General features: G+C 32.5%; 9 protein-coding genes. 8 read left to right on the forward strand and 1 reads right to left on the reverse strand.

Annotation, left to right across the window (positions count from 1 at the left end; all coding sequences use genetic code 11):
- Window positions 1-192: 192 nt before the first annotated feature.
- The 5 genes from CHB80_RS16240 to CHB80_RS16260 all read left to right on the forward strand — a co-directional run bounded on the left by CHB80_RS16240 (window position 193) and on the right by CHB80_RS16260 (window position 8,082).
- Window positions 193-1,968, forward strand: a complete 1,776-nt coding sequence (locus tag CHB80_RS16240; protein WP_089372551.1) for an AMP-dependent synthetase/ligase — start codon at window positions 193-195, stop codon at window positions 1,966-1,968.
- Window positions 1,969-2,229: 261 nt separating this feature from the next.
- On the forward strand, window positions 2,230-2,595 hold the full coding sequence (locus tag CHB80_RS16245; RefSeq protein ID WP_089372552.1) for a BlaI/MecI/CopY family transcriptional regulator: 366 nt from the start codon (window positions 2,230-2,232) through the stop codon (window positions 2,593-2,595).
- 42 nt (window positions 2,596-2,637) lie between these two features.
- Entirely contained in the window at window positions 2,638-5,211 is a 2,574-nt protein-coding gene (locus CHB80_RS16250) for a M56 family metallopeptidase (protein WP_089372553.1), read from the forward strand.
- A 151-nt stretch (window positions 5,212-5,362) separates the two neighbouring features.
- Window positions 5,363-5,866: a hypothetical protein gene (locus tag CHB80_RS16255; protein ID WP_089372554.1), complete on the forward strand. Its 504-nt coding sequence runs from the start codon at window positions 5,363-5,365 to the stop codon at window positions 5,864-5,866.
- Between the two features lie 1,031 nt (window positions 5,867-6,897).
- On the forward strand, window positions 6,898-8,082 hold the full coding sequence (locus tag CHB80_RS16260; RefSeq protein ID WP_089372555.1) for a hypothetical protein: 1,185 nt from the start codon (window positions 6,898-6,900) through the stop codon (window positions 8,080-8,082).
- Window positions 8,083-8,144: 62 nt separating this feature from the next.
- Here CHB80_RS16260 and ytxJ read toward each other — a convergent pair whose 3' ends face one another.
- A complete protein-coding gene (gene ytxJ, locus CHB80_RS16265; protein ID WP_089372556.1) occupies window positions 8,145-8,534 on the reverse strand; it encodes a bacillithiol system redox-active protein YtxJ in 390 nt (129 codons plus the stop codon).
- A 233-nt stretch (window positions 8,535-8,767) separates the two neighbouring features.
- Between ytxJ and clpB the strand changes: the two genes are divergently transcribed.
- The 3 genes from clpB to CHB80_RS16280 all read left to right on the forward strand — a co-directional run bounded on the left by clpB (window position 8,768) and on the right by CHB80_RS16280 (window position 12,879).
- Window positions 8,768-11,374, forward strand: coding sequence for an ATP-dependent chaperone ClpB (gene clpB / locus CHB80_RS16270; RefSeq protein ID WP_089372557.1), 2,607 nt, complete (start codon window positions 8,768-8,770; stop codon window positions 11,372-11,374).
- A 95-nt stretch (window positions 11,375-11,469) separates the two neighbouring features.
- The gene (locus CHB80_RS16275; protein ID WP_229746938.1) at window positions 11,470-12,384 is read left to right on the forward strand and encodes a DUF6503 family protein; all 915 of its coding nucleotides are present in this window, start codon (window positions 11,470-11,472) and stop codon (window positions 12,382-12,384) included.
- Between the two features lie 21 nt (window positions 12,385-12,405).
- The gene (locus CHB80_RS16280; RefSeq protein WP_089372559.1) at window positions 12,406-12,879 is read left to right on the forward strand and encodes a hypothetical protein; all 474 of its coding nucleotides are present in this window, start codon (window positions 12,406-12,408) and stop codon (window positions 12,877-12,879) included.
- Window positions 12,880-12,890: the final 11 nt, after the last annotated feature.

The raw sequence follows: 12,890 nt of genomic DNA on the forward strand, positions 1-12,890 counted from the left end.
TTTACAAAAAAGGGCTAACAAATTGTTAGCCCTTTTTTGTAGTAGTAACTATTTCTATGCCTTTAATAGCAAGCATATTATAATTCCTATTGTTAAATAATTCTCGATTCTTAAAAATATCCTACATGATTTTAACATAATCAATAAAAAAACCATCATTTTTTCATATTTTGCAAGGATAAATTATAGTACATGGAAATTACGAGACTTTTTGATTTCCCATATTACCAATTAGAGAAAAATAATATTTCTGATGCGCTTTGCACAAAGAAAAATGGTGTTTGGGAAGCTACTTCAACTCAAGAATATATAGATAAAGCAAATGCGATAAGTAGAGGCTTATTACGTTTAGGCGTAAAACCTAATGACAAGATTGCATTAATATCAATGACCAATAGAACAGAATGGAATATTTGTGATATTGGAATATTACAACTAGGAGCTCAAAATGTTCCTATATATCCTACCATATCTATGGAGGATTATGCCTATGTTTTAAATCATTCTGAATCAAAATACTGTTTTGTTTCTTGTGCTGAGGTTCATGGTAAAATTTCTGCTATCATGGATCAGGTTCCTTCTTTAAAAGGAGTGTATTCTTATGACGAATTAGGTGATTGTGATAATTGGACAAAGGTATTAGAGCTTGGTGCTGATGATAGCAATCAAGACGAAGTTGAAAAACTTAAAGACAATGTAAAAACAGATGACCTAGCAACACTTATATATACTTCAGGTACTACAGGGAGACCAAAAGGAGTGATGTTATCTCATAAAAATATCGTGAGTAATGCACTTGCGAGCTCACATAGACTTCCAATACCTGAAAATGATGTAAGAGCATTAAGTTTTCTTCCGGTATGCCATATTTATGAGCGTATGCTCATGTATTTATATCAATACATGGGAGTTTCAATTTATTTTGCAGAATCATTAGAAACTATAAGTGATAATCTTAAAGAAGTAAAACCAGTTGTGATGACTGCTGTGCCTAGACTATTAGAAAAGGTATATGATAAAATCATAGCTAAAGGAGCAGACCTTTCAGGTATAAAAAAATCACTTTTCTTTTGGGCTGTAAAAATAGGATTACAATACAAACCATATGGACAGAATGGATGGTGGTATGAGAAAAAGTTAGGATTAGCACGTAAACTTATTTTTTCTAAATGGAAAGAAGGTTTAGGAGGCAATTTAAAACTCATAGCTTCTGGAAGTGCTGCACTACAACCTAGACTAGCACGTATTTTTAATGCAGCCGAAATGGGAATCATGGAAGGCTACGGTCTTACAGAAACATCACCTGTTTGCTCTGTAAATGATATGCGTGAAGGAGGTTTTAAAGTAGGAACGGTAGGGAAATTATTACCTGGTGTAGAAGTAAAGATAGCTGAAGATGGAGAAATTCTTGTAAAAGGGCCTAATGTAATGATGGGCTATTATAAAGATCAAGAAAAAACAGACGAAGTAATTAAAAATGGATATTTCCATACAGGTGATATCGGAGAGATTGATCAAGATGGATTCTTAAAGATCACTGATCGTAAAAAAGAAATGTTCAAAACATCTGGAGGAAAATATGTAGCACCTCAACTTCTAGAAAATAGATTCAAGCAATCTTTATTTATAGAACAAATTATGGTTGTAGGTGATGGAGAAAAAATGCCTGCGGCATTAATTCAACCAAATTTCGAATTTTTAACTGATTGGGCCGACAAAAAAGGAATCTCATATACAGATCATGCAGATCTTATTTCTCAAGAACGTGTTGTAAAACGTTATCAAAAAGAAGTAGATGAAGCTAATGAGACATTTGCCAAATGGGAAAAAGTAAAACAATTCCGTTTAACGCCAGATACTTGGTCTGTAGAAGAAGGTCACCTCACTCCTACTATGAAATTAAAACGTAAAATTATAAAAGAAAAATATAAGCCACTGTATAATGATATTTATGGCCATACAGAATAATTATTACTAAAAGCTTAAATAAAAACTCCATTACTACTATTGTAATGGAGTTTTTTTATGACCAATTTTCATTTTTTATACGCTTTCGCGAAAGCGTACACACAATAAAAAACTAAAATAATAGTTACATAACTACAAAAATAGTTGTTCAACTAAAAAAATCGTTATACATTTGAAATATCAATTACACTATCTTTTAAAATAGAAGATATCATCAATCAAATAAAAATTAAAAAAATACCGTTTGCACGGTCTATACATATGGAGAAATTAACTAATAAAGAAGAGGAAATAATGCATTCCTTATGGCAACTAGAAAAAGCCTTTGTTAAAGAAGTAGTAGCAACATTGCCCGCAGGTAATCATTACAACACGGTATCTACAGTGATACGTAATCTTGAAGAAAAAGGATATGTATCGCATACTGCATTTGGAAAGACACACCAATACTACCCTATAATTACGATAGAAGCATACCGTAAGCAATTTATGCAAACTGCAACTCAAAAGTTTTTTGATAGTTCATATAAAGAAGTCGTATCCTTTTTTGCAAAAGAAGAAAAAATTTCTGCTGCTGAATTGAGAGAAATTCTAGCCATTATTGAAAACAAAGAAAATAAAGCGTAGCAACTAGTAACTATTCTCTTTGGTGAGAGAAAATCAAAACGTATGGAACCATTCATTTACATTATAAAGAGTATAACGATCCTCTCTATATTTTATATTATTTACCGTATAGTGTTACAAAAAGACACCTTTTTTACCGCAAATAGACATTATTTATTAGCAGGTATTGTTGCGGCTCTTGTATTTCCTTTTATAGAATACACAAAGATCATTTATAAAGACATCCCTATTATAACTACTACTGTTGAAGACTCTCCTATGGTAATGGTCACTGAGACTGTACTACAATCTCCATCAGAACCTTTAGTTATAAATTGGTGGCAAATAGCACTTATTGTATATACCGTTGGCGTATGTATTATGATGGTACGTTTATGTATACAACTTATCTCTTTACATAAGCTTATCTCTTCCTACCCAAAAACTTATAGTGACGGGTATACTTATGTTCAAATTACTGATAAATCCATCACGCCTTTTTCATTCTTTAAAACAATATGTTATAATCCCAACCTACATAATTCAAAAGAACTCACTATGATCTTAGCGCATGAGAAAATCCACGTGCGTCAAAGACATACCATAGACGTTTTGCTTACACAATGCCTACTGGCGATACAATGGCTTAACCCATTAGCCTGGTTATATAAGAAAAGCTTGGAGCAAAACTTAGAATTTATTGCAGACAGTGGAGCTATCCAAGAAGTTCCCTCTTCTAAAGAATATCAACATACACTGGTTAAGGTCTCATCAACCATCGTACAACCAGCACTTACTAATAATTTTTATCATTCATTAATCAAAAAACGAATCGTTATGCTAAACAAACAAACATCGCGTAAACGCAACTTATGGAAACTAGGTCTGGTCTTACCAATACTAGCTATATTTATGTATTCCTTTAATGTAAACGAAGTCATAGAATATCGTGAAGTACCTAATACTCCAGAAAACGCTATAGAGCCTTCTAGTGAACGTATATCTATACTAGAAGAAGAAGTGCCACTTACTAAAAATAATGACAATACAAATGACTCTGTAGCTAATAACAAGGCAATAGCAACTCCAAATGAGCAAAAACAGTTTACAATTACAAATACAACTACTGATGCTTATTTAAAATCTATAGAGGCTCATTTTGCAAAAACATTTAAAAGTACTTTAATTCGATTTTCAAAAGTAAATCACATAGATGATCAACTCGTAGGATTTGAGTTTCAAACAAAAATGGCTGATGATCCGCGTTTTTTCACTCGCTTCTCAGTAGATAATGCTGCAAATTTTAATCCGTTTAATTTAATACCAATTGCTGAACATGAAATCTTAATGGCTGATGCCAAAGGGGCTAAGATTAGATTTACACCTGAGCAATCCCTTAGCACTTTTAAAGTACAAGAAACTATGGGGAAAAATCCTATAGTCGTAGTAAATGGAAAAGTCATTCATTCGGATTCCAATACAATTTCTTATGAAACTGATCAAGGTATACTTACAGTATTGCCATCTAAAGCAATGGCATTATATGGAGCCGAAGCAAAAGATGGAGCGATTGTTATAAATGATCCAAACTATACCACTAAGGTAAATGGGAAGTATATAAATACACCTAAAACAAATGCAACTACAAATAACACAATAGTTGCTATAGCTTTTAAAGTACGTATTACTAAAAATACTACAGATGCAGAATTAGAAACCATCAAAAAAAATCTTAAAGAAAATCATAGTGTGGAAATTGACTACTCTGTGACACGTAACAATAATAATGAGATTACAGGTCTGAAAATAAAGTACAAAACTGCAAAAAACAATACAGGAAATTACACTGTTAGTGGAGACTCTCCTATTGCTGACGTATTTATATTTGAAGATGAAGATGGTTATACAGGTATAGGAAATACAGGTTCTTCGGCAGAGATTCGTGAGCGAATGGAAGAGAGACAAGCTTTATTACAAGAACGATACAAGCAAATGGAGGAGCTACATAAAGAACGACAAGAAGAAATGGAGGTGCTAGAAGAAGAGCATAAAGAGCGTCGAAGAGAACTTGAAGAAAGAGTTGAGAAACAACAAGAAAAATATAAAGAACGTTTAGAGATTCATGAAGAGAAAATGGAAGAACGCCAAAAAGCACTAGAAGAACGAAGAGCTATTTTGGAAGAGAAAAGAGAAGAGATGAGTGAAGTACGCCAAAAAGCACTAAAAGAAAAAAGAAAAGCTTTAGAAGAAAAGAGAAAAGTACTAGAGGAGAAAAGAAAAGAAATGCATAAAAAGCATTTAAAAAGTGCTCAAGTCGTACATGGATACAATACTAATAGCCAAAGACTATTCATTACTTCTAGTCCTACTGGTATTATTACAAATGCAAATAATGGAGGAGTTGTCACAAATTTTGTCACAAAAGAAACTTCAAATGCAGAGTTAAAAAATATTCAGGCGTCATATGCCGAAGATGATATTAAATTCTCATACAAAGGTTTGAAGCGTAATAATCAAGGAGAAATTATTGCTATCACATTAAAGCTTTCTGATAAAAACAATAAAACATCGGCAACATTTAAAAATAATAATGAAGCTATTCCTATGATATATGTAGGATATACTGGAAATCAATAAGTATCCTTATATATCGACTTTAAATACCTTGAACATTATAAAAGTTTAAGGTATTTTTTTGCAAAGTTTTAAATATCTCATATGTAATTTAGGGTAAAAAACAATACTTGGCATTACCTTTGATATAGTATAATAAAACTATAACTCAAATATGATGATACGCAAAATTTTACCACTACTCCTTTTTTCATTTATTTTATTCTCATGCGCTAATGACGATGATATTAATACAGATACTATTGGACAAACTTTTGAAATCAGTAATGTAGACTTTATAACTACAGATGGATTTCAAGGCGTTGTAAACGTCGTAGTACCAAACAATATTTCTGTTTTTGAGTCTGATGTTCCGTTAGTATTTATTTTAGATCCAGCAGCAACTGCTGCAAATGGAGTAGATGTATTTGAACCACTTCCACGAAGTTTCTTTTTTAATAATGGTGGTTTTGCTCAATATAGATTTAATTTCATTTTTGATGATGCAACAGGAATCTTTGACTTAGACCTTGTATTAGAAAGTGACGATTTTGATGCATTAGGAAATGATTTTACACAAAATCAAATATTCAGAATTGTAATTGTACCATCTGAATTTGCAGAAACGCATAATACAGATAATTTAAATACTGTACTATCAGAACTTAATTTAGATTAAGTTTACACTATACCATTTTTAAAAAACTGCTTTTGAATATTTTCACAGCAGTTTTTTTTATGCCTTCACATTTCATAAAATTAAATTTGCCCCTATTACGCATTAAAAAAGGCTTTTTTAATGCGTAATTTTTTACAATTTCTACAGGTAAAAAATAATTACAAAAAGATGAAACCCCCATTTTTAGGCCTTTTTATGACAAAAGTCCCCTAGAGATTTTAAAAAGCTCCAAAATACCCCCTACAATTGTTTCATATTTATACAACAACAATAAAATAAGGTTACATATATTAATTTTGTTGTAGATATAATTTTAAATATTGAAACATATATGATTTTTTTACTTACAAATTAGTATCCAAATGCATAAAATCTATTAAAAATATTTTGCAGCTTCATACAAACGCCACTTCTTTGCTGTATCAATCAAAAACAACTATTAAAAACTTTTAAAATTATCTATTATGAAAACGCAAGAAATGACATCTAGAAAACATGTAAGAACAAACAAAGCTTTAGGTATATACACCGTATTTATGGTATCACTATCTATAAGTTACATCGTCACCAGTTGGTTACAATATGTTGGGTAACCTAAAAACATAAACATCAAAAAGTATTTATTAACCACTTAAACTCACTCACACTCATGGTACAAATTATTATTGCCGCTTTAGAAGTTATCTTTGGATAACAACCTGACCACTTCCGTCTAAGACCGATGCATATCCTAAGACGTTACTTATCCACTTGATGAATTATTATGGGTTACGCTTTCGCGAAAGCGTACCATCTCATCACATCATTTTTCACTAAAATATAGAATACAGCCACATTTGCGACTACACACGCACGGGAAACTACGTCCTATTTTTAATACAGAACTGACTAGTTTATTGCGTTTTCAAAGCTAGTCAATACAAACCTCCTTGCTCTTGATCAGAAATAGGAGGTTTTTCTATATAATATCTTTAGTACTTTTGAAATTAATTTGGCATCAAAATTGAAACTTGATAAAAAAGTCAATGATTATGAAGTACGTCTACACAACATTATGTATACTCTTGTGTCTTACAAGTTGCTCATCTGTAAAAAAATCTACCTCTTCTATTTTAAGTGGTGATTATGATGAGGCTATAAATACCTCTGTACAGAAACTACGCAAAAACCCTACTAAGAAAAATAAAGAGTCACATATACTGCTTTTAGAAGAAGCCTTTGCAAAAGCTGTACAAAGAGATACAGATCGTATTACGTATTTACAAAAAGAAGGAAACCCTACTAAAATAGAAGAAATCTATCAATTATATAAAACGCTACACAGAAGACAAGAAAGTATTAAACCATTGCTTCCATTACAATTACGAGAGCAAGCTAGAAATGCTGTTTTTGATATTAAAAACTATGATAATGAACTTATCACATCAAAAAGGGAACTTACAGACTTATTATATAATCAAGTAATTAATTCACTAGCTGCTGCAAATTCTAAAGTAGATTACAGAAGAGTGCATAATGATCTGGAATACTTAGATGATTTAACTCCTAATCACAAAGATGTTCATCAACTTTTAGAAGAAACCCATATTAAAGGAACAGATTATATTGAAGTAGCACTATATAATGATTCTGATATTTTATTACCAAGACGATTACAAAATGATCTTTTAGATTTCTCTACATATGGTCTTAATGATTTTTGGAAAGTTTATCACAGTACTCCGCAACAAGGGGTGACCTATGATTACCTCATGGATGTCTCATTACGAGAAATTAATATCTCACCAGAACGTTTTAGAGAACGAGAAGTGCAAAAAGAAAAAAGTATCAAAGATGGTACAGAATTCTTATTAGATGACGATGGTAATTTTGTACTAGATGAAGATGGAGAAAAAATTGAGGTAGATAAAATGATCACTGTTCGTTGTAACTATTATGAAGTATTACAAACCAAGGCTGTAAATATTATAGGTCAAGTACGTTATACATCACATACTACAAATCAGGTGATAGAATCATTTCCTCTTGCTAGTGAATTTATTTTTGAACATTACTTTGCCACTTATGATGGAGATAAAAGAGCCTTAGATGATGGTTTACTAAGATATACACGTAATAGAGAAGTTCCATTCCCTTCTAATGAGCAAATGGTATATGATGTAGGGGAAGATCTAAAACAGCGTTTAAAATCTATTATAGTAAAATCTAATTTTTAAAAACAATCTAAAAAGGCTACTCATTTTGAGTAGCCTTTTTAAAGTTATATATCGTACTATTTTTATAAATACTGATGCAATACAGGAACGTTTACAGCTCCGTGGCTATCTGCATATACAGCTGTTCCATTTTTGATAACAATCATTTGTGGGCTCTGATGTATTACTTGAAAACGAGCCGCTACTTCATTAGACACCTCACGGTATGCTTTTAAATCCAAATAATATATATCCATTTGAGTAGCATCTATATCATAAGTAGATTCAATTTGTCTTAATACCATACGACTGATTCCACAAGTAGTAGAATGTTTATAAATCGCAACAGGTTTAGCTTTAGAATCGTTTGCAATTTTATCTAGTTGGCTAATCTCTCTCAAGTGTTGCCAAGGAATTTCTGGTTTTGGTGCTTTAGGTTCTTTAGACCCAAATAATCCGTTAAATACGCCCATATTCTGATTTTTTATACAAAAATAGTCGTTTAGGGTTTAGTAAGCTTTCGCGAAAGCAAAAAAAGTATCTACATCTTACGTCATATTGTAAAAACAACCTACAGAAGCAATACAACAACACGTCAAAACGTCACTAAAAATAAGCCTTCACACGTCATTTTGTCTTATTACGTACCTTGGAATAACTATTGACAAGTATCAATCAAAAAACAACTATAAAAATTTAAGAAGCCATGAACTTCAATAATTTCACTATAAAATCACAAGAAGTCATACAGAAAGCACAACAAATTGTGCAAGAGCTAGGACATCAACAAATTGAGAATGAACATATTTTTAAAGCCATCTTAGAAGTAGATGAAAATGTAACTCCATTTTTATTGCAAAAACTAGATGTAAATATCCCGTTACTGAAGCAGATTTTAGAAAGTACGCTAGCAAGTTTTCCTAAAGTATCTGGTGGAGATATGATGCTTTCTCGTGAGGCTGGAAAAGCGATCAACGATACAACGATTATAGCAAAAAAAATGAATGATGAGTATGTATCTGTTGAACATATGATACTTGCTATTTTTAAAACTAAAAGTAAGATTGCTCAAATCTTAAAAGACCAAGGTGTTACAGAAAAAGCACTAACAGCAGCTATAGATGAACTCCGAAAAGGAGATCGTGTTACTTCTCAAAATGCAGAAGAGACCTATAATGCACTTAATAAATATGCAAAAAATTTAAATCAACTTGCGAAGGACGGAAAATTAGATCCCGTAATAGGTAGAGATGAAGAAATACGTCGTATTCTTCAAATTTTATCAAGACGTACTAAAAACAATCCTATCCTAGTGGGAGAACCAGGTACTGGAAAAACAGCCATTGCAGAAGGATTGGCACATCGTATTATAGATGGAGATATTCCAGAGAACTTAACAAACAAGCAAATATTTGCATTAGACATGGGTGCCTTAATTGCAGGAGCTAAGTTTAAAGGAGAGTTTGAAGAACGCCTTAAAGCTGTAATCAAAGAAGTAACTACTAGTGATGGAGATATTGTTCTTTTTATAGATGAGATTCATACACTAGTAGGCGCTGGAGGTGGTCAAGGCGCTATGGATGCAGCCAATATTCTAAAGCCAGCCCTAGCACGTGGAGAATTAAGAGCAATAGGAGCTACAACGCTAGATGAATATCAAAAATATTTCGAACAGGATAAAGCGTTAGAACGCCGTTTTCAAAAAGTACTAGTAGATGAACCGGATACAGAAAGTGCTATTTCTATCTTAAGAGGAATTAAAGATAAATATGAGACGCATCATAAAGTACGTATTAAAGATGATGCCATCATCTCTGCCGTAGAATTATCACAACGTTACATTACGAGTCGTTTCCTTCCAGATAAGGCAATTGACCTAATGGATGAAGCCGCTGCAAAACTTCGCATGGAAATCAATTCTAAACCAGAAGAATTAGATGTCTTAGATCGTAAAGTAATGCAACTAGAGATTGAAATCGAAGCGATTAAACGTGAAAAAGATGAAGCAAAATTAAAAAGCCTACATCTAGAACTCGCAGAATTGAAAGAAGCTCGAAATTCGATAAGTGCCAAATGGTTATCTGAAAAAGAAGCTGTAGAACGGGTACAAACGACTAAGCAAGAAATAGAAAATTATAAACTAGAAGCAGAAAGAGCTGAAAGAGATGGAGATTACGGACTCGTAGCAGAACTTCGTTACGGAAAAATAAAAGATGCACAAGAACGCTTAGAATCTTTACAAAAAGAACTGGTTGCTCACGAAGAAACTGCACTTATCAAAGAAGAAGTTACAACTGAAGATATTGCGGAAGTTGTTGCAAAATGGACAGGAATTCCTGTAACAAAAATGCTCCAAAGTGAACGTGAGAAGTTACTTCATTTAGAACAAGAATTACACAAACGTGTAGTGGGGCAACAAGAAGCTATCATTGCAGTAAGTGATGCTGTAAGACGTAGTCGTGCAGGATTACAAGATCAACGTAAACCTATAGGTTCCTTTTTATTTTTAGGAACGACTGGTGTTGGGAAAACAGAACTTGCAAAAGCATTGGCCGATTATCTTTTTGATGATGAAAATGCAATGACACGTATTGATATGAGTGAATACCAAGAACGTCATAGTGTAAGTAGACTTGTAGGAGCACCTCCAGGTTATGTAGGATATGATGAAGGAGGACAACTTACAGAAGCCGTGAGGCGCAAACCATATTCTGTAGTTCTGCTAGATGAAATTGAAAAAGCACACCCAGATACATTTAATGTGCTCTTACAGCTACTAGATGAAGGAAGATTAACAGATAATAAAGGACGCACAGCAGATTTTAGAAATGCTATTGTTATCATGACTTCAAATATGGGAAGTCATATTATCAAAGAGCGTTTTGAAGCTATTCAAGATATGGATAGCGCCATAGAAGCAGCTCGTGTTGATGTACTAGGTTTATTAAAACAATCTATACGGCCAGAGTTTTTAAATCGTATTGATGACATCGTAATGTTTACACCACTCACCAAGAAAAACATACGTGATATTGTAAAATTACAATTACGAAGTGTCAAAAAAATGCTTAATAAACAAGGCATTGTACTAGACTCTACAAGACAAGCTATTGACTTCTTAGCAGCAAAAGGATTCCAACCTGAATATGGGGCTAGACCTGTAAAAAGAACCATTCAACGAGAAGTATTAAATCAATTGTCAAAGGAAATATTAAGTGGAAAAATAGCCACCAATAGTATTATTCTTTTAGATGCATTTGATGATGTACTAGTCTTTAGAAATCAGGACGAATTAACAGGCGAAGAAGAATAATTGTTGTTGCAATTCTATAAAAAAAGCACCTATATGGTGCTTTTTTTATTAATTTAAGTAGCTTAGAGCCATAATCCAATATAGTAATGTTAACCATGAATAAATCTATAGTACTTATAATTTGTATGATTACCATAGTAATTATTACAAGTTGTAAAGAAGAAAAAACTTCAGTACCTCCTCAAGAAATAAGTAAGGAAGATATACAAACTGATCTTGTAAAAGTTCCAGAAAGTTGGGTTACAGAAAGAGTGACTAAAGCGAAAAATAGATTGCAAGGGTCTCCCGCTGGAACTATCGTATGGAATGCCATGGAAGCACATGGAGGTTTAACCAACTGGTATTCAAAAGGACCTATAGCCTTTCATTTTGATTATAAACCTCTAGATGGAAGTACACGACGTAATACATATCAAACAGTAGATATGTGGCGTAATACAGCTAGGCATCAACATTATGATGATCGCTCTCAAGAGTTTGGATGGGATGGTTCTCAAGCTTGGACAAAAACGACAGATAGTACCGCTTTTAAATACAACCTTCGTTTTTGGGCATTAACTCCTTATTATTTTCTTGCACAACCCTTTGTACTTGATGGGGAAGGTGTGATCCTAGAACAGTTAGAAGATAAAAATTTTAAAGACAAGATATACAATGTTATTAAAGTAAGTTTTGCAGAAGGTACGGGTGATGCACCAGATGACTATTATGTTCTCTATTTTGGAAAAGAAGATCATACACTTGGTGTAATTCGTTATATCGTATCCTATCCAGGGTATTTTGAAAAAGGAAAACATTTACCTGAAAAGTTTATGGAGATACAAGGAACTACTACAATAGATGGTATTATAGTAAGCAAAGGATACCACACGCATTGGCTACTAGAAGATGAAACACCTGGCGAGCATATCACAACAATTACTGTAGATTCTATTTCTTTTCAACCAAAAACTAAAAAAGAATATCTTGAGGCACCTCAAGAAGCTACAATTCTAAGGGGATTAAAATAATATCTTATTTTAAAAATAGCTATGCTTTACATTCAATTTGAAATTAAAAACCCAGAAAAGTACTATGCTTTTAAAAAAGTATATAAAATACTTTTTGAGATTAAACCTAAAGGAGAAAGTAGACCGTTTGAGTTTTGGGAAGATCTCATTCCTGCATATTCGAAAAAATTTTTAGAGGGGTTTTATAAAAAAGAAAATGCCCTTTCAGATCTTATTAGAGAAGACTTCACATCTATGATTAATTACTTAGAGTTTGGATTAGATGCAGATTTTATAAACCTCCAAATTCTTAATCCAACAACAGGGCAAGTAGATTTTGCGGCTTTAGGATTTCCTTATGGAGGTATGGACAGGCTTCTTGTTTTTTTAAAATCATATGATTGTATTCCAAAAGAGATTTACAATGGGTTTTCTGTATGTAAACTCACTTGGATAGATAAATACACTTATGAATCAATAGATTTACCTGACAAAACTGAAGCATACTTGAATTAAATAAAACTGTT

It is taken from the genome of Dokdonia pacifica (genome assembly GCF_900188275.1).
Taxonomy (GTDB): Bacteria; Bacteroidota; Bacteroidia; order Flavobacteriales; family Flavobacteriaceae; genus Dokdonia; species Dokdonia pacifica.

Bases quoted from the DNA above. Each gene is read 5' to 3' on its own strand.
- CHB80_RS16240 (WP_089372551.1), top strand. From the start codon at position 193: ATGGAAATTACGAGACTTTTTGATTTCCCATATTACCAATTAGAGAAA.
- CHB80_RS16245 (WP_089372552.1), top strand. From the start codon at position 2,230: ATGGAGAAATTAACTAATAAAGAAGAGGAAATAATGCATTCCTTATGG.
- CHB80_RS16250 (WP_089372553.1), top strand. From the start codon at position 2,638: ATGGAACCATTCATTTACATTATAAAGAGTATAACGATCCTCTCTATA.
- CHB80_RS16255 (WP_089372554.1), top strand. From the start codon at position 5,363: ATGATGATACGCAAAATTTTACCACTACTCCTTTTTTCATTTATTTTA.
- CHB80_RS16260 (WP_089372555.1), top strand. From the start codon at position 6,898: ATGAAGTACGTCTACACAACATTATGTATACTCTTGTGTCTTACAAGT.
- ytxJ (WP_089372556.1), bottom strand. From the start codon at position 8,534: ATGGGCGTATTTAACGGATTATTTGGGTCTAAAGAACCTAAAGCACCA.
- clpB (WP_089372557.1), top strand. From the start codon at position 8,768: ATGAACTTCAATAATTTCACTATAAAATCACAAGAAGTCATACAGAAA.
- CHB80_RS16275 (WP_229746938.1), top strand. From the start codon at position 11,470: ATGAATAAATCTATAGTACTTATAATTTGTATGATTACCATAGTAATT.
- CHB80_RS16280 (WP_089372559.1), top strand. From the start codon at position 12,406: ATGCTTTACATTCAATTTGAAATTAAAAACCCAGAAAAGTACTATGCT.